19 protein-coding genes are annotated in these 22,097 nt (G+C 64.4%); 7 read left to right on the plus strand and 12 right to left on the minus strand.

Annotation, left to right across the window (positions count from 1 at the left end):
- Positions 1-19 precede the first annotated feature (19 nt).
- The 3 genes from FXB38_RS01270 to FXB38_RS01280 all read right to left on the minus strand — a co-directional run bounded on the left by FXB38_RS01270 (position 20) and on the right by FXB38_RS01280 (position 2,813).
- Positions 20-829, minus strand: coding sequence for an ABC transporter permease (locus tag FXB38_RS01270; RefSeq protein WP_148748970.1), 810 nt, complete (start codon positions 827-829; stop codon positions 20-22).
- 269 nt (positions 830-1,098) lie between these two features.
- Positions 1,099-1,758, minus strand: coding sequence for a TetR/AcrR family transcriptional regulator (locus tag FXB38_RS01275; RefSeq protein ID WP_148749025.1), 660 nt, complete (start codon positions 1,756-1,758; stop codon positions 1,099-1,101).
- A gap of 206 nt (positions 1,759-1,964) precedes the next feature.
- On the minus strand, positions 1,965-2,813 hold the full coding sequence (locus tag FXB38_RS01280; RefSeq protein WP_187434593.1) for a VOC family protein: 849 nt from the start codon (positions 2,811-2,813) through the stop codon (positions 1,965-1,967).
- Positions 2,814-3,021: 208 nt separating this feature from the next.
- Between FXB38_RS01280 and FXB38_RS01285 the strand changes: the two genes are divergently transcribed.
- Both FXB38_RS01285 and rbsK read left to right on the plus strand, forming a co-directional pair.
- Positions 3,022-3,915 (plus strand): sugar kinase, encoded by an 894-nt coding sequence (locus tag FXB38_RS01285; RefSeq protein ID WP_148748972.1) that lies wholly within the window; start codon positions 3,022-3,024, stop codon positions 3,913-3,915.
- A 102-nt stretch (positions 3,916-4,017) separates the two neighbouring features.
- A complete protein-coding gene (gene rbsK, locus FXB38_RS01290) occupies positions 4,018-4,926 on the plus strand; it encodes a ribokinase (protein ID WP_148748973.1) in 909 nt (302 codons plus the stop codon).
- A gap of 161 nt (positions 4,927-5,087) precedes the next feature.
- Here the strand turns inward: rbsK and FXB38_RS01295 are convergent, their stop codons facing one another.
- A complete protein-coding gene (locus tag FXB38_RS01295) occupies positions 5,088-6,320 on the minus strand; it encodes an NAD(P)/FAD-dependent oxidoreductase (protein WP_148748974.1) in 1,233 nt (410 codons plus the stop codon).
- A gap of 243 nt (positions 6,321-6,563) precedes the next feature.
- Between FXB38_RS01295 and FXB38_RS01300 the strand changes: the two genes are divergently transcribed.
- A complete protein-coding gene (locus FXB38_RS01300) occupies positions 6,564-7,358 on the plus strand; it encodes an enoyl-CoA hydratase/isomerase family protein (RefSeq protein WP_148748975.1) in 795 nt (264 codons plus the stop codon).
- A gap of 9 nt (positions 7,359-7,367) precedes the next feature.
- Here FXB38_RS01300 and FXB38_RS01305 read toward each other — a convergent pair whose 3' ends face one another.
- From FXB38_RS01305 to FXB38_RS01320, 4 genes are all read right to left on the minus strand, one after another.
- Complete coding sequence (locus FXB38_RS01305; RefSeq protein ID WP_148748976.1) at positions 7,368-8,708, minus strand: TRAP transporter large permease; 1,341 nt, start codon at positions 8,706-8,708, stop codon at positions 7,368-7,370.
- Positions 8,705-9,283 (minus strand): TRAP transporter small permease, encoded by a 579-nt coding sequence (locus tag FXB38_RS01310; RefSeq protein ID WP_148748977.1) that lies wholly within the window; start codon positions 9,281-9,283, stop codon positions 8,705-8,707. The genes FXB38_RS01305 and FXB38_RS01310 overlap by 4 nt, the downstream gene beginning before the upstream one ends.
- Before the next feature lie 152 nt (positions 9,284-9,435).
- On the minus strand, positions 9,436-10,443 hold the full coding sequence (locus FXB38_RS01315; protein ID WP_148748978.1) for a TRAP transporter substrate-binding protein: 1,008 nt from the start codon (positions 10,441-10,443) through the stop codon (positions 9,436-9,438).
- A 59-nt stretch (positions 10,444-10,502) separates the two neighbouring features.
- On the minus strand, positions 10,503-12,221 hold the full coding sequence (locus FXB38_RS01320) for an IlvD/Edd family dehydratase (protein ID WP_187434599.1): 1,719 nt from the start codon (positions 12,219-12,221) through the stop codon (positions 10,503-10,505).
- 173 nt (positions 12,222-12,394) lie between these two features.
- Between FXB38_RS01320 and FXB38_RS01325 the strand changes: the two genes are divergently transcribed.
- Positions 12,395-13,072 carry a GntR family transcriptional regulator gene (locus tag FXB38_RS01325; RefSeq protein ID WP_148748980.1) on the plus strand — a complete coding sequence of 226 codons (678 nt, stop codon included), beginning with the start codon at positions 12,395-12,397 and terminating at the stop codon, positions 13,070-13,072.
- A gap of 15 nt (positions 13,073-13,087) precedes the next feature.
- Here the strand turns inward: FXB38_RS01325 and FXB38_RS01330 are convergent, their stop codons facing one another.
- Positions 13,088-13,909: an NAD-dependent epimerase/dehydratase family protein gene (locus FXB38_RS01330; protein WP_148748981.1), complete on the minus strand. Its 822-nt coding sequence runs from the start codon at positions 13,907-13,909 to the stop codon at positions 13,088-13,090.
- An 89-nt stretch (positions 13,910-13,998) separates the two neighbouring features.
- Between FXB38_RS01330 and FXB38_RS01335 the strand changes: the two genes are divergently transcribed.
- Entirely contained in the window at positions 13,999-14,976 is a 978-nt protein-coding gene (locus FXB38_RS01335) for an SMP-30/gluconolactonase/LRE family protein (RefSeq protein WP_148748982.1), read from the plus strand.
- A gap of 175 nt (positions 14,977-15,151) precedes the next feature.
- Here FXB38_RS01335 and FXB38_RS01340 read toward each other — a convergent pair whose 3' ends face one another.
- Together FXB38_RS01340 and FXB38_RS01345 are read right to left on the minus strand one after the other, a co-directional pair.
- Positions 15,152-16,582, minus strand: coding sequence for an aldehyde dehydrogenase family protein (locus tag FXB38_RS01340; RefSeq protein ID WP_148748983.1), 1,431 nt, complete (start codon positions 16,580-16,582; stop codon positions 15,152-15,154).
- A gap of 299 nt (positions 16,583-16,881) precedes the next feature.
- A complete protein-coding gene (locus FXB38_RS01345) occupies positions 16,882-19,245 on the minus strand; it encodes a transketolase (RefSeq protein ID WP_148748984.1) in 2,364 nt (787 codons plus the stop codon).
- 135 nt (positions 19,246-19,380) lie between these two features.
- On the opposite strand from FXB38_RS01345, the gene FXB38_RS01350 reads away from it, so the two are divergent.
- Both FXB38_RS01350 and ppk2 read left to right on the plus strand, forming a co-directional pair.
- A complete protein-coding gene (locus FXB38_RS01350; RefSeq protein WP_148748985.1) occupies positions 19,381-19,842 on the plus strand; it encodes an Lrp/AsnC family transcriptional regulator in 462 nt (153 codons plus the stop codon).
- Positions 19,843-19,933: 91 nt separating this feature from the next.
- Positions 19,934-20,854 (plus strand): polyphosphate kinase 2, encoded by a 921-nt coding sequence (gene ppk2, locus FXB38_RS01355; protein WP_187434594.1) that lies wholly within the window; start codon positions 19,934-19,936, stop codon positions 20,852-20,854.
- A gap of 108 nt (positions 20,855-20,962) precedes the next feature.
- Here the strand turns inward: ppk2 and FXB38_RS01360 are convergent, their stop codons facing one another.
- Entirely contained in the window at positions 20,963-22,042 is a 1,080-nt protein-coding gene (locus FXB38_RS01360; RefSeq protein WP_148748987.1) for a zinc-binding dehydrogenase, read from the minus strand.
- Between the last annotated feature and the right edge of the window lie 55 nt (positions 22,043-22,097).

Here is a 22,097-nt window from a genome sequence, read left to right on the forward strand (position 1 = left end):
GGCCGTTGGTGGCCGTTGCTTAAGAGGCGAAAATCACGTCTTCGCGCTGGCTGACATGCCAGGGAATAACCAGCTTCTCGATCCGGTCGACGATCCAGAACAGGATGACGCCGAGCAGCGCAAGGATGACGAGGGCCGCGAACATCGTCGGCAGGTCGAAGGTGCCGATCGAGCGCTGCATCACATAACCGATGCCGGAATTGGCGCCGACGAACTCGCCGACGACGGCGCCGACCACGGCGAGCGTCACCGACACTTTCAGGCCGGAGAAGATCGCCGGCAGCGCATGCGGCAGGTTCACCGCGCAAAACACCTGGAAGCGGCTGCCCTGCATGGCGCGGGCGAGATCGACCATATCAGGGTCGACCGACTTGAAGCCCTGCACCGCCGAAACCACCACGGGAAAGAAACCGAGCAGGAAGGCCGAGATCACTTTTGGAATGATGCCGAAGCCGAACCACACCACGAACAGCGGCGCGATCGCGATCTTCGGCACGGATTGGGAGAACACCAGGAGCGGATAGACATAACTCTCCACTGTCTTCGAGCCCGCGATCAGCATCGCGACGGGAATGCCGAACAATGCGGACAGCAGGAAGCCGCAGACAGTCGCATAGGTGGTCGGCCAGCACTGGCGCAGCAGCTCCGGCCAGTCGGTGCGCAGCACCGCGACGACGTCGGCGGGCGACGGGATCTGATAGGCCGGGATCTTGAACAGCCGGATTGCGAGATCCCAGGCCACGACGATGAAAACCAGAAACAGAAACGGCCGCACCCAGGCCGCATTCAGCATCTTGGACACCGCACTTTGCGGCTTCAGCTCAGCCACGCCTCACTCCCGGTCGTCTTTTTCGTTCGGGGAGAAATTAACCCGTTGGATAAATACTGTCCAGAGCTTTCCCTGTGACGTTTTGCGCCGGGTTCCGCGCCTCTCTCGTGTCCCGGACGCGCTGCAGCGCCCTTGCGCTGCTGCGCAGAGCCGGGACCCAGGAGCTGCGTACTTTGCGGTTGCATGGGCCCCGGCTCTGCAGCGCATCACTTACGTGCTGCACTGCGTCCGGGGCACGAGACTATCGCTATGACACCAGGTGCTGCACGCTAAACCGTCTGCGCCACCGCCGTGCGCGACTTCGGCGCCTTGGCGATCTCGAACAGCGCGGCGGTCTGCCCCGTCAGCGCCGCCAGCACGAGACCGACCATGTGCGCAAGCCGCTCGTCCTTGGCATCCTTGGCGAGCAGGTCGCGACCGAAGATCACGCTGAGCGTCGCCGAATTCGACAGGTAGAAGAAGCAGAGGCCCGCGATCGAGATGTAGAGCTGCACCGGATCGACCGCGACCTGGAAATCCCCGCTCTCGACGCCGCGCCGCACCACGGTGCGGATCATCTCGACGAAGGGCGAGTGCATCGACTTGACCTTGGTCGAGCGCTTGAGGTGTTTTGCCCGGACGAGGTTCTCGGTCTGGAGCAGTGACAGGAATTCGGGGTTGCGCAGGAAGTAACCCCAGGTGAACCCGATCAGCCGCTTGATCGCCTCGGGCGGATCGAGATGTTCGAGATCGAGCCCCCGCTCCTCGCTGCGGATCTTGTCATAAGCGCCTTCCAGCACCGCGAGATAGAGGTCGTCCTTGTTGCCGACATGGTAGTACAGCATGCGCTTGTTGGCGCCGGCCTTGGCCGCGATCCGGTCGACGCGCGCGCCGGCGAGCCCGTGAGCGGAAAATTCCTGCTTGGCAGCCTCGAGAATGCGCAGCCGCATCCCCTCGGGATCGCGCTGCCATTTCAGAGTTCGCTTTGCCGTTGCCTTCGCCAAACCGGGTGCTCGCTGGGTGATCTCGGTACGTCCTCTACCACGCACTCGCCGTCATTGCGAGGAGCCCTTGCGACGAAGCAATCCAGACTGTCACCACGGAGGCAGCCTGGATTGCTTCGCTGCGCTCGCAATGACGAAGGAGGGACTGTCCCCTAGTCCGCCGGCTTCGGCGCGCGCTCCAGCAGCACCGTCTGGATTCCGCAGGTGCCGCTCCGCACCGTCAATATCCGCGTGCCCGGCTTGCGGCCGCTGCGGACTTCGGTGACGTCGAGGCCGGCAGCGATCAGGCGGGCGCGGGTGGCGTCGATGTCGGCGACGCGCCAGCTCAGGCCCCAGAGACGGTCGTGCTGGGAATCCCCGCCCGCCACGGGGCGGCGCACCACCTCGACGATGAGATCGCCGCAGCGGAAGAACATCAACTGCCCCCAGTCGTGGTGCGAGCGGTCGAGCGCCAGATCGAGCCCGAGCCGTGCGCCATAGAGTGCAGCGGCGCGATCGGAATCCTCGGTGGTGATCACGACATGGTCGAGCCCGTCGATCGGCGCGATTTCGGTCGCGGCCGACTTCGGACGCTCCTCGGCGAGCTCGAGGAAGAACATGCGCACGCCCCGCGTCAGCTCGGTCGCGGCCCGCGTGCGTTTCCAGTGCAGGACCGCACCGCTCGCAGCGTCGCTGCTCTCGACCTCGGCGATCGGCTCCGGCTTGAGCGCCACCCGCTCCAGCCGCCGGTGCATCTTTCCCATGTCTGCGACACGAAAGCACAGGCTGGCGAGCACGCCCTCCTGATCGTCGAGCAGCGCACGCATCCGGTCCGCCGTCGCGGTGAAGCCGCTCGGCGCCATCAATTCGATGGTCACGTTGTCGAGGGTGAACAGCACGCGGTCGGCGCCCTCGCCGGAGTTCTGCCAGGCCGGCGCGCGCCCCAGGAGCGTCTGATAGTCGGCCTTGGCCGCACCGATATCCTTGACCAGAGCGACGACGTGATCGAGGCCGGTGATCATGTTTGTCCCTTTTGATCGACCTGGAACCAGGAGCCGGAAAACGGCATTTGTCCGGGCTTGGCATGGGCCTGACATGGTCGTATTCCGGCGTTATGCCGACCTCAAGCGCTCCGGGGCGATTTTGCGAATAATTTCAGCGTCCCCGAAGCGGAACCGGTGTTAGAGTAAGCCCGCCGGCCGGGACCACCAAGCGCATCACGGACAAGCAATGCAGGCTCTCTTTATCGGACAGACCTATATCGACGTCGTCTTCATTACCGACCACATGCCGACCGGCGACGAAAAGCACGTGGCAACCGACTACGCGGTTTCTTTCGGCGGCAACGCTGTCACGGCGGCGTTCTGCTGCGCCAAGCTCGGCATCGTTCCGGATCTGATCGCCACCGCGGCCAATGACTGGCTAGGGCGCATGTTCCAGGACATGTGCGCGAAATACGCGATCTCGCTGCACGGGCGGAAGGTGAACCAGTCCTCGCTCTCCTTCATCATGCCGAAGGACGGCAAGCGCGCCATCGTCCGCTGTCGCGACGACGAGCACATCCACCCTTTTCCGATGCTCAACCTCGGCGGCTGCCGTGCGCTGCATGTCGACGGCCATCAGCCGGACGCCGCGATTCACTACGCAAAGGTCTGCCGCGAGGCCGGCATTCTGACCTCGCTCGACGGCGGCGGCCTGCGCACCAACACCCATGAGCTGCTCGAATACATCGACGTCGCCATCGTCGCCGAGCGGCTGTGCGAGCAGATGGATCTGACGCCGGAGAAGATGCTCGACTACCTCAAGGGCCGCGGCTGCAAGATCGGCGGCATCACCATGGGTGAGAAGGGCCTGCTCTGGTACAACGAGACCGGCACCGTCGAGACCATGCCGGCGATGCCGATCCCGCGCGAGCGCGTGATCGACACCAATGGCGCCGGCGACGTTTTCCACGGCGCCTATATCTATTCCTACCTCGCCCATCCCGGCAAAAGCTGGCGCGAGCATTTCGACTTTGCCCGCGCCGCCTCGACCTTCAAGATCCAGCGCCTCGGCAACGAGGCCGGCCTGCCGACCCTTGTGGACATCGCCAAAGTCAGGCACGAGTTCGAAGCCAGGGTCTAGGGATTCTTTGTTTGAGCATGATCTCCGCGCAAACGCGCTCCGCGTTTGTCGGGAGGGAGAACCGCTTCACACTTTTCGGGATCATGCTTGAGAGGGCATATCATGGGGCGCGTCTTCGTAGCCGGCAGCATCAACATGGATGTGGTGGCGACCGCCGATCGCCACCCCAGGGTCGGCGAGACCGTCGCGGGTCGGCAGGTGCTGTATTTTCCGGGCGGCAAGGGTGCGAACCAGGCCGTGGCCGCGTCACGGCTCGGCGCGAAGACCACGCTGATCGGGCGGCTGGGCACGGATTCGTTCGGGGCTGAGCTCAGGACGTTTCTTAACGCTCAGGGCATCGATCCCGGCGCGATCAAGGAGACGCCCGGGACACACACCGGCACCGCGATCATCACGGTCGCAGCCTCCGACAACACCATCATCGTCATTCCCGGCAGCAATGGGCTGGTCAGCGCGGATGACGTTGCGGATACGCCGCTGGCGAAGGGCGATGTCGCCGTCAGCCAGTTCGAGATCCCGCTGCCCACCATTGCCGCCTTCTTCCAGCGCGCGCGCGCGGCGGGCGCCACCACATTGCTGAATCCTGCCCCGGCGCAAAAGATGTCGAGCGAGCTGCTCGCGCTAGTCGATATCCTGGTGCTGAACGAGACCGAGCTTGGTTTCCTTGCAGGCACCGAGCTCACCGACAGCGACGAGGCTGCAAGGATCATCGCGGTGGCACGAAAACTTCAGGCGCGCGCGGACCAGACAATCTGCATCACGCTCGGCAAGCGCGGCGTGCTCGCACTCGCTGCCGCCGAAGAATTCGCGGTGCCGGGACGCGTGGTGAAGGCGGTCGACACCACCGGCGCCGGCGATTGCTTCGTCGGCGCGCTCGCATCACAGCTCGCTGAGGGCGCCGCCTTGCGCGCAGCCCTCGCCTTCGCCAACGCCGCCGCATCGATCAGCGTGCAGCGCATGGGCGCCGGGCCGTCAATGCCGACAGCCGCGGAGGTGGCGATGATTCTGTAGGTCCCTCTTCACCTCGCCCCGCTTGCGGGGAGAGGTCGGATTGCATCGAAGATGCAATCCGGGTGAGGGGGAGCCTCCGCGAGTCCAACTGTCACAGTATGCGCGGATAGAGCCCCTCACCCCAACCCTCTCCCCGTAAGAACGGGGAGAGGGAGAGAGCCTCACGCCAGCGCGCTCTTCAGGTCAAAGCTCTCATCCGCCGCCTGTTCCGGCGTGATCGAGCGATTCATGGCCTGCAACCTTCGGCCGAACATGTGATCGCCGGCGCGGTTGATCGATTCGATGCCGAGCAGCCGGTCGCCGTGGTAGCAGAACGCGGAAAACGCCTTTTTGGCGGGATCGCCGCGCAGCACGACGCGGTCGTAGCCGGTGGTGAGACCTGCGATCTGGAGCTTGTCGTCGCCCTGGTCGCTCCAGAACCAGGGATGGCCGTCATAGGGCTTCTTGTCGCCGGTCAGCCGCGCGGCGAGGCAGCGGGCATGGTCGGTGGCGTTCTGCACCGATTCCAGCCGCAGCGAGCCGCCGAAGCGCGGGCTCGCGAACAGCGCGCAGTCGCCGACCGCGGAAATGTTAGGGTCGGATGTCGAGAGATATTCGTCGACGATAATGCCGGCGGCAACTGGCAGCCCCGCCTCGGCCGCCAGCTCGATATTCGGCAGCACGCCGACGCCGACCACGACGAGATCGGCGGGCAGATGCCGGCCGTCGCTCAAGGACACGCCGGTGACCTTGCCGGTATCCTTATCGCCTTGGGCCTCGATGGAAGTAGCCTGCACGCCGAGGTGAATGCGAATGCCGGCCTCGCGATGCCGCGCCTGAAAATACTCCGAGACCTCCGCCGTCACCGCGCGCGCCATCACGCGCGGCGCAAGCTCGAGCACGTCGACCTCGAGCCCCTTGATCCGCGCGGTCGCGGCGAATTCGAGGCCGATGAAGCCGGCGCCGATCACCACGACCCGCGTCTTTGACGGAATGATCTTTCGCAGCGCCTCGCTCTCGTCGAGGATGCGCAGATATTTCACGTCGGGCAGATTGGCATTGGGCAGATCGAGCAGGCGGTTGCGCGCGCCCGTCGCCAGCACGAGATGGCCGTAAGGCAGCATCTCGCCGGATGCGAGGAGCAGCTTGCGCCTCGCGCGGTCGATCGACACGGCGCGGCCCGCGATCAGCTCGATGGTCTGGTCCAGGTAAAATTTCTCCGGCCGGAACATCAGGCTCTCCGGCCCGGCGGAACCCTTGATGTAGGCCTTGGACAAAGGCGGCCGCTGATAGGGCAGATGCGCCTCGTCATTGATCAGGCAGATGCGATCCGAAAAACCCGCCTGCCGCAGGGATGCCGCGGCCTGATAGCCACCATGGCCGGCACCGACAATGATCACGGGACCGTCCGTCATTGGACAGCCCATTTCCGCAAGACACGAGCGTCACCCATGTCGTCTCCTCTCTCGCTAAGATTGGCTTGGCTAGCCTTACGAGGAGCCGGCGCTCGTGTCCGTCCCTAAACGAAGGCGGCCCCATTTGAGCCGATCATTCCGCACGACGCAAGGCCCCTACGCGGGGCACTGGCGGCCAGGGATTGTCACCCCTCGCCTTCTGCGATTTAGTTGCGGCAACGAACCTCATGCCGGGGATTTCCGATGCCAGCTCCCGTCTCCCAACCCGATGATCCCGCCCTGCTGCGGATCGAAGGCCCGATCGCAACCATCACGCTCAATCGCCCCGCCGCCTTCAACTCGATCAACCTGGCGATCGCGCAGAAGCTCGAGCAGCTCGCGGCCACCATCGAGGGCGACGACGCGATCAGGGTCGTGATCCTTGAGGGCGCGGGCCGCGCCTTCTCCGCCGGCGGCGATCTGCAGACGATTGGCGCGGCAGCCGAGGCCAACACGGTGACGCCGGTGGTCGGCGAGCTGCTCAAGCACTACCATGCCTTCATCGAGATCATCCGGCGCATGCCAAAGATCTCGCTGTCGAGCGTGCACGGCTCGGCGGCCGGCGCCGGCATGGGCCTCGCCTTCGTCACCGATCTCTGCATCGCCGCCGAGGACGCGAAGTTCACGCCGGCCTATGCCAAGATCGGCGTCTCGCCGGATGGCGGCTCGACAGTCGGGATCGTCGGCACGGTCGGCGCGCGCCGCGCGCTGCAGATCTTTCTGACCGAGGATAATTTCACCGCGAAGCAAGCCCTTGAATGGGGCCTCGTCGCCAAGATCGTTCCCGCGACCGAGCTGAAGGCCGCGACGCGGCAGCTTGCCGAGCGGCTGGCGCAGAACGCGCCGGCAGCGATCGCCGGCACCAAATCGCTGGTCTATGCGGCCGCCACCACGCCCGTAAAACAGCAGCTCGATGCCGAGGAGCACAAGATCATCATGGCGATGAATACGGAGGAGTTTCGTGTCGCCGTGAAGAAGTTCACGAGCAAGAGCAAGTAGCCGCGGCACTCACTTGGGACAGATGTAGCCGGTCCCCGCCGGCGACTTGAAGCAGCCGACCGATTCCGGCAGCACGTGCTGCGGCAGCCACAGCACCACGTTCGGGAAGTAGATCGCGAACGCAATGGTGGCGAAGAACACGACATAGATCGGCAGCGCCGCGCGTAGCGCTTTCGCAAAGCTGACGCCGACGAATTTCGACGCCATCAGCAGCACCAGGCCATAAGGCGGCGTGATCAGGCCGAAGGCGAGCGTCGCGATCAGCACCACGCCCATGTGGACGCCGTTGATGTCGCCGGCTTCGGTCAGCGTGTTGACCAGCGGCATGAAGATGATGATGGTCGGCACTGGCTCGATGAAATCGCCGACCACGGTGAATAGCAGCACCATCAGCAGCATGATCAGATGCGGGTCGTTGCCCGCGATCGAGGTGATCATGTCGGCGATGTAGCTCGCGCCGCGCAAGTAAGCGAGCATCCAGCCGAAGGCATTGGCGGCGCCGATCGTGATCAGCGGCAGCGAGAAGATCAGCCCGGCGAGGCAGAAATCATACGGGATCTTCCTGAGGTGGCCGCGGTTGAGCGCGGGGATCACGACCAGGATGATCCAGGCCACGGCGACGACGCCTGCTTCCGTCGGCGTGAACCAGCCGGTCAGAATGCCGCCGAGCAGGATCACCGGGATCATCAGCGGCAGCGCCGCATCGCCGGCGGCGAACACGATTTGCCGCAGCGGCGCGCGCGGCTTGCGCAAGCCCGAGGGGCCGAAGAAATAGCAGTAGATCATCAGGCCGAAGCCGATCATCAGGCCCGGCACCACGCCCGCCATGAACAGGCCGGCGATCGAGACGTTGCCGACCGCACCATAGACCACCGCGGTGATGCTCGGGGGCACGAGCGCCGCAATGGTCGAGGCCGACGCGATGATCGCGGCGATGAACGCGGGCTCATAGCCCTCGCGCTTCATCGGCCCACCCAGCGCGCGGCTCATCACGGCGACATCGGCCGTCGTCGAGCCCGACATCTCCGAGAAGAACATGCTGAAGACGACCACGACCTGTGACAGCCCGCCCCTGATATGCCCGACCAGCGACACCGAGAGATTGGCTATTCGCACTACCACATTGGCCGAGCTCATGAGCTCACCGACCAGCAGGAAGAACGGGATCGCCAGCAGTGCCTCGGAATCAACGCCGTCGAAGATTTTCTGGATGATTGCGGCGAGCGAGACGTCGGACAGGATCGCACCGATGAACACACCCGCCATCAGCGAGAACGGCACGGGCACGCCGAGGTAGCCGAACGACAGGAAGCAGATCGACATCAACGCCAGGACAATGGGTGCGCTCACGGCTGCGCCCTCATTTGCGCTTCGGTGACGACGGGCGCAGCGTCCTCGTCCAGCGGCTCCGGATGGTCAAAACCGTTGCGCAGACCGTTGACGAGCTGCTCGATGGTGAACAGGCCGACCAGGACGCCGGATAGCGGAATTATCGCGTAAAGCGAGGCAATCGGCGTGCCCGATGGCAGGCGGAAGCTGCCGAAGCCGCGCAGATAGTTCTGGTAACCGTACCAGATCAGGCAGAAGGCGACGCCGAGCACGATGAGACGGATGATGATTTCGACGATGATCCTGGGCACGCCATGCATCGCCTCGGAAATCGCGGTGAGATAGAGGTGATCGTTGCGGCGGGTCGCAACCGCGGTCCCAATGAAGATCGCATAGATGAACAGCGTCGAGGTGACTTCCTGCAGCCACAGCCAGGGATGGCCGATGGTGCGGGTGACGATGTCGGCGGTGACCGACAGCGAGAAGCCGAAGCACAGCACGCCGCAGAGGATCATCAGCGAGAGCTCGAGCCAGTCGAGCCAGCGCCATTTCAGGTGACGCTGGCGTTGCAATACGAGCTTGTCGGCGATGGCCATTGTTACCCTCGTCGTCCCGGCGAAGGCCGGGACCCATAGCCCCAGCTGCTCATTGTGTTAGCGAGTTGACAGCTATCCCCCCAAAGCGCCGCCGCGGAGTAGAGGTCCCGGCCTTCGCCGGGACGACGCGGAGAAGCGCCTGCGCGCGGGGTCTACTTGATCGACCGGATCAGGTCCTTGACCTTCACCGCGTGCGGGCCGAGCTCCTTGGCGAGCTTGTCGAGATAGGGATCGGCGATCGCAATGAAGCCGGACTTGTCAACATCGGGAACGATCTTGACGCCGATCGATTTCAGCTTGACTTGCGATTGATGCTCAAGCTCGATCGCCTTGGCGGGCTGGGTCTTGTTGACCTCGTCGGCGGCGGCCTGCACCCAACCCTGCTGCTCTGGTGTGAGGTTGTTCCAGAGCTTGTCGCTGACCCAGACCAGACTGTTGTTGGCCTCATGCTCGGTCATCGAGAGCACCGGCGCCACTTCATAGTGCTTGTTGGCGAGGTAGACGTTGACGCCATTCTCGGCGACATCGACCACGCCGGTTTGCAGAGAAGTGTAGACGCTGCCGAACGGCATGTGCACGATCTGGGCGCCATAGGCCGGGAACATTATGTCCTCGGTCGGCGTCGCCTGCACCCGCACCTTGAGGCCCTTCATGTCCTCGACCTTCTTGATCTCCCGTTTGGAATACATGTTGCGCAAGCCAAGCGTCGCCAGCGCGATGACATGAGTGCCCTGAACTGTCTCTGCAATCATCACTTTGACCGCATTTGCCACCTCGGGATTCGCTATCGCCTTGATGAGATGGTCTTCCGAGCGGAACAGGTAGTGCATTGACATAACGCCTGCCTGGGGCGAGAGCGTCGCGGCGTTCGCAGACGATGAAATACAGAACTCGATATCCCCCGCCTTGACGAGCTGCAACACCTGCGGCTCCTGCCCGAGCTGCGCGCCGGGATACTGGTCGATCAACATCGTTCCTTTGCTCAGCGCCTTGAGCTTCTCGCTGAAGATGTCGCCGAGGATTCCATAGCCGGTGATCTTGGGCTGGTCATAGGCGAAGCGATAATGCTTCACCTCCTGCGCCCCGGCGCCCGTGACGAAGAGAACAGCGGCCGTTGCCGCCAGCCGATGTAAGAATCTTGGCATCGATCGTTCAATCATCGTTTCCCCCTGTTTATCGCTCGCCGCTTTAGCGGTCTGAGCGTTCGTTTGGGTGGTTATCACCCCTTCTCGGTCTTCTTCCCAGCCCTCTGCATGAAATCGAAGTCGCAGCCCTCGTCGGCCTGCATGATGGTCTCGTTGAACAGCCAGGCATAGCCGCGCCGCGCTTCATCCGGCGCTGCGGCCGGCTTCAGCGCGGCGCGCCGACGCTCCAGCTCGGCGGCATCGACCAAAAGCTCAATGCTGCGCTTGGCCACATCGAGTTGAATTTTGTCGCCGTTCTTCACCAGCGCCAGCGGGCCGCCGACCGCGGATTCCGGCGTGATGTGCAGAACGATGGTGCCGAACGCGGTGCCGCTCATGCGCGCATCCGAAATGCGCACCATGTCCTTGGTACCATTCCGTGCGAGCTTCTTCGGGATCGGCAGATAGCCCGCCTCGGGCATGCCGGGCGCGCCCTTCGGGCCGGCATTGCGCAGCACCAGCACGTCGTCGGCGGTGACGTCGAGATCGGGATCGTCGACCCGCAAGGTCATGTCCTCGACGGATTCGAACACCACCGCGCGGCCCGTATGCTGCAGGAGCTTGGGGCTCGCAGCAGATTGCTTGATGACCGCGCCGCGCGGCGCGAGATTGCCGTGCAGGACGGCAAGGCCACCCTCCTTCTTGATCGGATTGTGGCGCGGACGGATCGCGTCCTGGCCCGGCACGTCCTCCGCATTCGCGACGACGTCGCGCAGGCTCTCGCCCGAGATCGTCTTCGCGTCGAGATCGACGAGATCGCCGAGCTGCGCCAGCAGTTTCGGCACGCCGCCGGCGTGATGGAAATGCTCCATGTAGTGCTCGCCGGACGGCTTGAGATCGACCAGCACCGGCACCTCGCGGCCGATCTGGTCGAACACTTCGAGATCGAGCCGGTGCGGCGAGCGGTGCGCCATCGCGGTCAGATGGATCAGGCCGTTGGTCGAGCCGCCGATCGCCTGCAGCACGACCTGCGCGTTCTTGAAGGAGGCCGGCGTCAAGAGCTCGCTCGGCTTCGGGCCCTTGGTCTTGGCCATCTCGGCCGCAACCCGGCCGCTCGCCTCGGCCAGACGGAAACGCTCGGCATGCGGCGCCGGAATTGTCGCGCTCATCGGCAGCGACAGGCCCATGGCTTCGATCATGCAGGCCATGGTCGAGGCCGTGCCCATCACCATGCAGGTGCCGACCGACGGCGCCAGGCGGCCATTGACGGCTTCGATCTCGGCATCGTCGATCTCGCCGGCGCGATGCTTGCCCCAGAGACGGCGGCAATCGGTGCAGGCCCCTAACACCTCGCCCTTGTGATGACCGACCACCATCGGACCGACGGGAATGACCACGGTCGGCAGGTCGGCGCTGATCGCCGCCATCACCTGCGCCGGGAGCGTCTTGTCGCAGCCGCCGATCACGATCACCGAATCCATCGGCTGGGCCCGGATCATCTCCTCGGTGTCCATCGCCATCAGATTGCGCAGATACATCGAAGTCGGATGCGCAAAGCTCTCGGCGATCGAGATGGTCGGGAACACGAACGGCATCGCGCCCGACAGCATCACGCCGCGCTTGGCGGCCTCGATGATCTGAGGGACGTTGCCGTGACAGGGATTGTAGTCGCTATAGGTGTTGGTGATGCCGACGATCGGGCGCTCCAGCGCGTCGTCGGAATAGCCCATGGCCTTGATGAACGCCTTGCGCAGGAACAGCGAGAAGCCGGCATCGCCATAGCTCGTCAGACCCTTGCGCAAACCACTCGTCATCATGCCGCTCCTTAGCTTGCCATTGTGGTACAGCCTGCCCCCTGATTGTCAATAAGACAGGGCCGGATCGCCACGCTTTCTGCTCCTGATGGCGCTCCTGGGCACAAATTATTGACAATCTGGGTTCGCCCTGCTCCACAAGGCGGACCGGCGAGGCGCCGGAGGCTGAGGGCATGTCCGACATTCGCACCGCAGACGCCATGACTATCCGGCGCGACGATCCCGATGACGTCGTCGCGCGGCTGGAGGAGGACATCATCTTCGGTCGTCTGCCGCCGGGCGCGCGCCTGACCGAGGACGCGCTGATGTCGCGCTACGGCACCTCCAGGCATTTCGTGCGGCAGGCGCTGGTGGACGCAGAGCGCCGCGGCATCGTCCGCCGCGAGAAGAACGTCGGCGCCACCGTGCGGTTCTATTCCGCCGAGGAGGTCCGGCAGATCTACGAGGTCAGGGAGATGCTGACGCGGCAGGCCGCGCTGATGATCCCCCTGCCCGCGCCGCAAGTCCTGATCGACGAGCTGACCGCCTTGCAACGACAATATTGTGCCAGGGCGGACGTGCAGGATCTGCGCGGCATCCACGAGGCCAACGACGCCTTCCACGTCGCGCTGTTTTCGGCTTGCGGCAATCCCTACCTGGTGCGCTCGCTGCAGGACTATATGAGCCTGACGCTGCCGATGCGCGCGAAGAACCTCGCCGACCGCGAAGGGCTGGCGCAGTCTCGGCGCCAGCACGAGCTGATGATCGAGCTGTTGAAGGGCCGCGACAGCTGGGCGCTGGCGCAGCTCTGTGTGGATCACATGCAGTTCAGCAAAGCGGATTATCTGGCAAGGATTGCGGGGGAGAGCTAGCGCCGCCGTTCAAGACTACCGCTTATTCCAATCAATGATCCGGCTCGTGTCGCCGTCGAACTCGTTGCTGCAGAACGCGCCGCCCTGGTAGTGGTCGCCGACCGGATCCGGCTTCAGCTTGGCCTGTTCGGCCATGGCGTGCGCGACATGATCCTCAGAGCGGCCGGTGGGACGATAACCGAATTCGTAGGCGCGGTGGTTGTCCCACCAGGCGCGCTCGTTCAGCGACACGCCGTAAAAAACCTCGAAATGGATGTCGGGATGCTCGAGCCCGATTTGGCAGAGCTGCACCAGGTCTTCCGGCTTCAGCCAGATCGAGATCCGGCGAAGGTCCAGCGGCACGTCACCGAAATTGCCGATGCGGAGGCAAGTCACCTTCAGGCCGTGCTTATCGGCGTAGAGCGCGCCGAGTGCTTCGCCGAACACCTTGCTGACGCCATAGCGGCCGTCCGGGCGCGCGGTGACGTCGGTATCGATCCTGCGGTGGCGCGGATAGAATCCAACGGCATGGTTCGAGGACGCGAACACCACGCGCTTGACGCCCTTGCGATACGCGGCCTCGAACAGATTATAGCCGCCGATGATGTTGGCCTGGAGGATGTCGTCCCACGGGCCCTCGACCGAATAGCCGCCGAAATGGATGATGCCGTCGACGCCCTCGCAGATCGCCTCGACTTGCGCGAGATCGGACAGGTCCGCCGCCTTGAACTGCTCGTTCGCCCCGAGATCGGCGGGCGGGCGGATGTCGGAGAGCAGGAGGTCCGGATAGATCGGGGGCAGAAGTTTCCGCAGGCGCGTTCCGATCCCGCCCGAAGCTCCCGTCATCAAGATGCGCATGTCATTCCTCGTCTTTGGCGACAGATTTGCCGTCACGTGTCTCTAATGATAGCTGGATTGTCCAGAGGGAACGAAACGAGAGAACCGACATGAATGAGGCATCGTCCCACACCGAGGAGCGGTCAGGCTGGCAGCCGGCGACCTATTACCCCGATCCAGCGATAAAAGCACTGGACCCCCGCTTCGAAAAATACTGGTTGAAACTTTCTGCGGTGGAGCGGCTGGCGACCGGCCTGCGCTGGGCCGAGGGCCCGGTCTGGTTCGGCGACGGGCGCTATCTGCTCTGCAGCGACATCCCGAACCAGCGCATCATCAAATGGGAGGAAGAGACCGGCGCGGTGTCGGTATTCCGAAAGCCCTCCAATTTCGCCAACGGCAACACGCGCGACCGCCAGGGACGGCTTGTCACCTGCGAGCACGGCGGCCGCCGCGTGACCCGCACCGAATATGACGGCGAGATCACGGTGCTGATGGAATCGTTCAACGGCAAGCGGCTGAACTCGCCGAACGACGTCGTGGTCAAGTCCGACGGTTCGATCTGGTTCACCGATCCGACCTTCGGCCTGCTCGGCAATTACGAGGGCTACAAGGCGGACTCCGAGATCGACCCGAACGTCTACCGGCTCGATCCCGCGACGCGCAAGGCGAGTGTCGTCGCCGAGGGCGTGCTGGGACCGAACGGGCTGTGTTTCTCGCCGGACGAGAAGGTACTGTACGTGGTGGAATCGCGCGGGCAACCGAACCGAAAAATCCTCGCCTATGACGTCTCGGCGGATGGCACCACGATCTCCAACAAGCGCGTGCACATCGATGCGGGTCCGGGCACGCCGGACGGCATGCGCTGCGACATCGACGGCAATCTGTGGTGCGGCTGGGGCATGGGCGATCCCGAGCTCGACGGCGTCGTGGTGTTCGCGCCCGACGGCGTCATGATCGGCCGTATCGCGCTGCCCGAGCGCTGCGCCAATCTCTGCTTCGGCGGCCTCAAGCGCAACCGCCTGTTCATGGCTGCGAGCCAGTCGATCTACGCGCTGTATGTGAACACGCAGGGGGCGGTGGGGGGATAGGCTTTCGAACTCTCTCCTCGTCATTGCGAGGAGCCCTTGCGACGAAGCAATCCAGACTGCCTCCGCGGAAGGATTCCTGGATTGCTTCGCTTCGCTCGCAATGACGGAGAGAAACGAAACGAAAAACGCCGGAGCGGTTTCCCGCTCCGGCGTCATTCTGTTCAGGCGCTAAAACTTACGCGGCGTTGAAGCCGGCGACGGCCTTCACTTCGAGGAAGTCCTCGAGGCCGTACTTGCCCCACTCGCGGCCGTTGCCCGACTGCTTGTAGCCGCCGAACGGCGCGCTGCGGTCGTTGGGCACGCCCTGGAGGTTGACGTTGCCGGCGCGGATCTGGCGACCGACGCGCTTGGCATCCTCGACTGAAGCGCCCGTGACGTAACCAGCGAGGCCATACGGCGTGTCGTTGGCGATGTGCACGGCGTCGGCTTCGTTCTTGGCGCCGATGATGGTCAGCACCGGTCCGAAGATTTCTTCACGGGCGATCGTCATCTCGGGGGTGACGTCGGCGAAGATGGTCGGGCGGACGTAGAACCCCTTGTTGACGCCTTCGGGCAGGCCCGGGCCGCCGGCCACGAGCGTTGCGCCCTCGTCGATGCCTTTCTTGATGAGGCCCTGGATCTTGTCCCACTGGCCGCGGTTGACGACCGGACCAATGGTGGTGCCTTCGGCGCGGGGATCACCGGCCTTGGTCTTGTCGGCGACAGCCTTCGCGATCGCGGCGACTTCCTTCATCTTCGACAGCGGCACGATCATGCGCGAGGGCGCGTTGCAGGACTGGCCGGAGTTGTTGAACATGTGCATCACGCCGCCGGTCACCGCCTTCTGCAGGTCGGCGCCTTCGAGGATGACGTTCGGCGACTTGCCGCCCAGCTCCTGGCTGACGCGCTTCACGGTCGGCGCCGCGCGCTTGGCGACGTCGATGCCGGCGCGGGTCGAGCCGGTGAAGGAGATCATGTCGATGTCGGGATGCTCGCTCATGGCGGCGCCGACCTCGGGGCCGAGGCCGTTGACGAGGTTGAACACGCCCTTCGGCACGCCGGCTTCATGGAGGATTTCCGCGAAGATCAGCGCCGAGGTGGGCGTGAACTCCGACGGCTTCAGGATCATGGTGCAGCCGGCGGCGAGCGCGGGCGCGACCTTGCAGGCGATCTGGTTGAGCGGCCAGTTCCAGGGCGTGATCATGCCGACCACCCCGACCGGCTCGCGCAGCACCATGGCGGTGCCGACCGGCTCCTCGAAATGATAGTTCTTGAGCACGTCGAGCGTGGTCATGAGATGGCCGAGGCCGGCGCCGGCCTGGAGTTTTTCAGCCATCGGCAGCGGCGCGCCCATCTCGTCGGAGACGGCGGCCCCGATCTCCTTGAGACGGCCCTTGTAAACCTCGATCACCTTCGTGAGCAGCGCGACGCGCTCATCGCGGCTGGTCTGGGAGAACGTTGCAAAGGCGCGCTTGGCGGCGGCAACCGCCTTGTCCACGTCGGCCTTGGAGCCCAGCGCAACCTCGTACATCGCCTCTTCCGTCGCCGGATTGACGACCGGGGTGGACTTCTTGACGGCGGGATCGACCCAGGCGCCGTCGATGTAGAATTGCATGCGATTGACCATCGTTAACCTCTTCTTGGGGCTTGGAGGGGGCGTTTCGGCAGGCATCCTTGCACGAAAGCGCCGGCAATTGAACCCGCCATATGCGGGGCCAGCGCTGCGGCGGACGCGCGGAATATGGTGCGTGCGTTCGATTGAAGCAAGCGCCATGGGTCCCGGCTCTGCGTCGCGACATTTCATGTCGCGCCGCGTCCGGGACACGAGATCGCATCCGCCGAACCATTCTCGTGCCCCGGACGCAGCGCAGCACCTCTTCAGTGATGCGCTGCAGAGCCGGGGCCCATGCGACCGGGTTACGTCGACTACACCGCCATCTTGCGATGTAGCACCGGCGCGCCGGTGGTGAGGCTTTCCGCCGCATCGATGATCGCATTCGCATCGATGCCATAGTGCCGATAAAGGTCCGCGATGGTGCCGGTCTGCCCGAACTGCTCGACGCCAAGCGCCTCGACGCGGTGGCCGCGGACGCTGCCGAGCCAGCCGAGCGCCGACGGATGGCCGTCGATCACAGTCACGATGCCGCAATCGCGCGGCAGTGGCGCCAGCAGTTTTTCGACGTGGCTGAGGTGCTGCACGCCGCGCCGGTCGCGCCGCAATTTTCGCGCGGCGGTCCACCCCGAGTGCAGGCGATCCGCCGAGGTGACCGCAAGCAGGCCGATGTCGCGCCGGCTCTCGCCGATGAAGCCGGTCGCCTCGATCGCTTCGGGCGCGACCGCGCCGGTATAGGCGATCACGAGTTCGGCATTGGGGCCCGGCTTGCGCAGCCAGTAGGCGCCATCGGTAATGCCCTGCTGCAGCTCCGGCGTCATGATCCGCTGCGCCTGCTCGATCGAGCGCGTCGAGAGCCGCAGGTACACGGAACCGCCCTCGCCGGGATCGCGCTGCATGTGCTCAAAGCCCCACCCCATGATCACGGCGAGCTCGTCGACAAAGGCCGGCTCGAACGAGGCGAGCCCGTCCTGCGCCATGCCGATCAGCGGCGTCGCGATCGACTGGTGCGCACCGCCCTCCGGCGCGAGCGTGATGCCTGACGGCGTCGCCGCCACCATGAAGCGTGCATCCTGGTAGCAGGCGTAATTCAGCGCATCGAGACCGCGCTCGATGAAGGGATCGTAGAGCGTGCCGACCGGCAACAGCCGCGCGCCGTTGATCTGGTGCGACAGGCCGAGCGCCGAGAGCATGATGAACAGGTTCATCTCGGCGATGCCGAGCTCGAGATGCTGTCCCTTGGGCGAGAAGTCCCAATTGAAGGTGGACGGAATTTTTTCGCTGCGGAATAAATCCGCCTTCTCACCGCGCGCGAACAGGCCACGCCGGTTCACCCACGGACCGAGATTGGTCGAGACCGTGACATCGGGCGAGGTCGTGACGATCCGTTGTGCCAGCTCGCTGTCGCCGCGCGCGATCTCGTTCAGCACGAGGCCAAAGCCCTGCTGCGTCGACATCTGCGGCGAGGGTTTGAACGCCAGCTGCTGCGGCACCTCGACGACGGGCGCCGTCAGCCGACGGCCGTCCTTGTTGAACGGCACGCGCGCGAGGAAGGCGTCGAGCTCGGCGGCACTTTGCGTGAGGCCTTCGTACTTGTCCCATTCGTGGCCGGGGCGGATGTTCTGGCTCTCGCGATATTTCTCCATCTGCGCGACCGTCATCAGGCCGGCGTGATTGTCCTTGTGGCCCTGGAACGGCAGGCCGACACCCTTGATGGTGTATGCGATGAAGCAGACCGGGCGATCGTGATCGATGGACTCGAACGCCTCCAGCATGCTCGCCATGTCGTGGCCGCCGAGATTCGACATCAGCGCCAAGAGCTCGTCGTCGCTGCGCTTGTCGATCAGCTTCGTGATCGGCCCCTGGTCGCCGATCTCGTCATGCAAATGCTTGCGAAAGGACGCGCCGCCCTGGAAGCACAGCGCCGCATAGAGCGCGTTCGGGCAATTGTCGATCCAGCGCTTCAACGCCTCGCCGCCGGGCTCGGCAAAGGCCTCGCGCATCAGGCGACCGTATTTCACGATGATCACGTCCCAGCCGAAATTGCGGAACATGGTCTCGAACTTTTCCCAGAGACCTTCGCGCACCACGGCATCGAGCGACTGGCGGTTGTAGTCGACCACCCACCAGGTGTTGCGCAGGCCGTGCTTCCAGCCTTCGGCCAGCGCTTCGAAGATGTTGCCCTCGTCCATCTCGGCGTCGCCGACCAGCGCGATCATCCGCCCCTCGCGGCGATCCTTCATCCAGCCATGCGCCTTGACGTAGTCCTGCACCAGCGAGGCGAACAGCGTCTGCGCGACGCCGAGGCCGACCGAGCCGGTCGAGAAATCGACGTCGTCGACGTCCTTGGTGCGCGAGGGATAGGACTGCGCGCCCTTGAAGCCGCGAAAATTCTCCAGTTTCTCGCGGCTCTGCCGGCCGAACAGATACTGGATGGCGTGGAACACCGGGCTCGCATGCGGCTTCACCGCGACGCGGTCCTCAGGCCGCAACACGCTAAAATACAGCGCCGACATGATGGTGGCGAGCGAGGCCGATGAGGCCTGATGTCCGCCGACCTTCAGTCCATCCGTGTTCGACCGGACGTGGTTGGCATGGTGGATGGTCCATGACGACAGCCACAGCGCCTTGCGGGCCAGCGCGGTCAATGTGTCGAGACGGGCGGAATCAACGGGCATGGCAATGCTCCCGGAAAACAGGTCGGAAGATGATACGCCTGCGGGCGGCGCCAAACTTCTCAATTTTTCGCGCCGTGCGCTCAAATATTGGGATAGTTTACCAATGACAGCCAGCCAAACGTAGGTTCCATTCCAATGCCCGAGCTCGACGCCATCGACCGCAAAATCCTCAGCTCTCTCCAGACCGACAGCCGACTGACCATGCAGGAGCTTGCCGACAAGGTCGGGCTCTCGGTCTCGCCCTGCCATCGCCGGGTCAAGCTCCTGGAGGAGCGCGGGGTCATCTCGCGCTACATCGCAACCGTTGACCAGAAAGCGCTGGGGCTGCATGTCAGCGTCTTCATCTCGATCAAGCTCGCGCGGCAGAAGGAGGAAGACCTCAACCGCTTTGCCCGCGCAATATCGAAATGGGACGAGGTGCTGGAATGCTATCTGATGACCGGCAACCGCGACTACCTCCTGCGCGTGGTGGCGGCCGACCTTGCCTCCTACGAGATCTTCCTCAAGACCAAGCTGACCCGGCTCGACGGCATCGCCTCGATCGAGTCGAGCTTTGCGCTCAGCCAGGTCAAATATTCGATCGCGCTGCCGGTCTGACGGCCCCTGCCAGCCACCGGTGTCACATGGACGCAATAAACCCCGTCGATGGTCGCGGGCGACAGGCATCCTTGGCCCGAGAGAGAGACCCATGACTGCATCCGACCGCACCTCCCAGACCGCCAAGCGCGAGCGCATCATCCAGGAGATGGCCGACGATCTCGACGAGGAGCTGGAGATGGAGCTGGACGACTCCAGGCTCGACGAGTTGCTGGACGAGACCGACGTTCTCAACCCGACGGTCGATCGCCGGCTCTATTTCCGGGAGCTGCTCCGGCTTCAAGCCGAGCTGGTCAAGCTCCAGGACTGGGTGCAGAGCGAGAAGAAGAAGGTCGTCGTGCTGTTCGAAGGCCGCGACTCCGCCGGCAAGGGCGGCGTCATCAAGCGCATCACCCAGCGCCTCAATCCCCGCATCTGCCGCGTCGCGGCGCTTCCGGCGCCGAGCGAGCGCGAGCGCACGCAATGGTATTTCCAGCGCTATGTGTCGCACCTGCCGGCCGGCGGGGAGATGGTGCTGTTCGACCGCAGCTGGTACAACCGCGCCGGCGTCGAACGCGTGATGGGCTTCTGCACCGACGAGCAGTACCAGGAGTTCTTCCAGACGGTGCCGGAGTTCGAACGGATGCTGATCCGCTCCGGCATCATCCTGGTCAAATACTGGTTCTCCATCACTGACGACGAGCAGCAGTTCCGCTTCACCATGCGCATCAAGGATCCCTTGAAGCAGTGGAAGCTGAGCCCGATGGACGTCGAGGCCCGCAGCCGCTGGGAGGCGTACACCAAGGCCAAGGAGACGATGCTGGAGCACACGCATCTGCCGGACTCGCCATGGTGGATCGTCGACGCCGTCGACAAGAAGCGCGCGCGCCTCAACTGCATTGCGCATCTCTTGAGCCAGATCCCCTATCAGGAAGTTGGTCGCGCTCCGGTGGTGCTGCCGCCGCGCGTGCGCAATCCCGACTATCACCGCGGTCCGATCCCGCCGGAGATGTACGTGCCTTCGAAATACTGACGAAGGTCTCGTAGGGTGGGCAAAGCGTAGCGTGCCCACCATTCTTACCACGGACGTGGACGCATGGTGGGCACGGCGCTTTGCGCCCTTGCCCACCCTACGACACCGTTATCGCCACGGCTGCACGATGATCTTGGTGTGCGCCTCGGGATTGGCGAGATCGGCGAACGCCTTGGCGACGCCGTCGATGCCCACTTCCGCCGTCACCATCGCCGCCGCATCCACCTGCCCTTCGGCGATCAGGCGCAGCGACCCCGAAAACTCCTCCGGCGTGTAGCCGAGCACGTACTGGACGTTGAGCTCCTTCATGATGCCGAGCATAGGCTCGCATCTGTCGCTCTCCATGCAGACGCCGACCACGACGATCCTGGCATCGCGCGGCGCGCCTTCGAACACCTGCTGCAGCAGGCCGGGCACACCGACGCATTCGAAGATGACCGCGGGCTTCAGCGCCGGCAGCATGGCCTGGAGCGGCGGCCGCGCCGCCTTCTCCGCCTCCGACATCTGCGCGTGCTCGGCCCAGGTCGCATAGGGCTGCGACGTCAGGGGATCGACGACGATATCTGCGCCGAGCTGAGCTGCGAGCGCGCGGCGCGCCGGCGAATAGTCGGCCGCGACAATCGGATGCAGCCCCTTGATCTTCAGAGCTGCGATCACCGCGAGGCCGACCGGGCCGCAGCCGATCACGAGCGGCACTTCGCCGCCACCGATATTGGCCTTTGCCACGGCGTGAACGCCGACCGCGAGCGGCTCGGTCAACGCGGCGTGTTCCGGCGCAAGGCCGTTCGGCACCTCCAGCAGCAACGGCTCGCTGAGCAGCATCGCTTCCGCATAGCCGCCGACAAAGTCGTTGGAATAGCCGATGCCCTTGATGCCTTCCGGCGTCAGCAGGGCGGGCAGCGAGCACACATGCGTGCCGGGCTTGAGCTTGCGCGCGGTGCCGGGGCCATAGTCGACGATCTCGCAGCAGAACTCGTGGCCAAAGACGACATCGCGCGACAGATCCATCGGCGTTCGCCCGGTCTTCTTCGCCATCTCCACCATCCGCGGCGCGTGCTGGCGCGCGTGCAGGTCGGAGCCGCAGATGCCGCAGGCAAGCGTCTTGACCAGCACCTGGCCGGGGCCGGGCTTCGGTTCGGCCATCCGGTCGACGACAATCTCACCATTCCTGAAAATCGCAGCGCGCATCCGGCTCCTCCCTGTTCGTTGGAGCCGTTGATAGCACGAAGCAGGACGTGTGAAC

The organism is Bradyrhizobium cytisi, from assembly GCF_008123515.1.
In the GTDB taxonomy this organism is placed as follows: domain Bacteria; phylum Pseudomonadota; class Alphaproteobacteria; order Rhizobiales; family Xanthobacteraceae; genus Bradyrhizobium; species Bradyrhizobium cytisi.

Excerpts from the sequence above, each read along its gene's own strand:
- FXB38_RS01300 (WP_148748975.1), top strand. The coding sequence starts at position 6,564 with ATGCCAGCTCCCGTCTCCCAACCCGATGATCCCGCCCTGCTGCGGATC.
- FXB38_RS01335 (WP_148748982.1), top strand. The coding sequence starts at position 13,999 with ATGAATGAGGCATCGTCCCACACCGAGGAGCGGTCAGGCTGGCAGCCG.
- ppk2 (WP_187434594.1), top strand. The coding sequence starts at position 19,934 with ATGACTGCATCCGACCGCACCTCCCAGACCGCCAAGCGCGAGCGCATC.
- FXB38_RS01285 (WP_148748972.1), top strand. The coding sequence starts at position 3,022 with ATGCAGGCTCTCTTTATCGGACAGACCTATATCGACGTCGTCTTCATT.
- FXB38_RS01345 (WP_148748984.1), bottom strand. The coding sequence starts at position 19,245 with ATGCCCGTTGATTCCGCCCGTCTCGACACATTGACCGCGCTGGCCCGC.
- FXB38_RS01295 (WP_148748974.1), bottom strand. The coding sequence starts at position 6,320 with ATGACGGACGGTCCCGTGATCATTGTCGGTGCCGGCCATGGTGGCTAT.
- FXB38_RS01325 (WP_148748980.1), top strand. The coding sequence starts at position 12,395 with ATGTCCGACATTCGCACCGCAGACGCCATGACTATCCGGCGCGACGAT.
- FXB38_RS01330 (WP_148748981.1), bottom strand. The coding sequence starts at position 13,909 with ATGCGCATCTTGATGACGGGAGCTTCGGGCGGGATCGGAACGCGCCTG.
- FXB38_RS01275 (WP_148749025.1), bottom strand. The coding sequence starts at position 1,758 with ATGCGGCTGCGCATTCTCGAGGCTGCCAAGCAGGAATTTTCCGCTCAC.
- FXB38_RS01315 (WP_148748978.1), bottom strand. The coding sequence starts at position 10,443 with ATGATTGAACGATCGATGCCAAGATTCTTACATCGGCTGGCGGCAACG.
- FXB38_RS01360 (WP_148748987.1), bottom strand. The coding sequence starts at position 22,042 with ATGCGCGCTGCGATTTTCAGGAATGGTGAGATTGTCGTCGACCGGATG.
- rbsK (WP_148748973.1), top strand. The coding sequence starts at position 4,018 with ATGGGGCGCGTCTTCGTAGCCGGCAGCATCAACATGGATGTGGTGGCG.
- FXB38_RS01280 (WP_187434593.1), bottom strand. The coding sequence starts at position 2,813 with ATGATCACCGGCCTCGATCACGTCGTCGCTCTGGTCAAGGATATCGGT.
- FXB38_RS01320 (WP_187434599.1), bottom strand. The coding sequence starts at position 12,221 with ATGACGAGTGGTTTGCGCAAGGGTCTGACGAGCTATGGCGATGCCGGC.
- FXB38_RS01340 (WP_148748983.1), bottom strand. The coding sequence starts at position 16,582 with ATGGTCAATCGCATGCAATTCTACATCGACGGCGCCTGGGTCGATCCC.
- FXB38_RS01310 (WP_148748977.1), bottom strand. The coding sequence starts at position 9,283 with ATGGCCATCGCCGACAAGCTCGTATTGCAACGCCAGCGTCACCTGAAA.
- FXB38_RS01350 (WP_148748985.1), top strand. The coding sequence starts at position 19,381 with ATGCCCGAGCTCGACGCCATCGACCGCAAAATCCTCAGCTCTCTCCAG.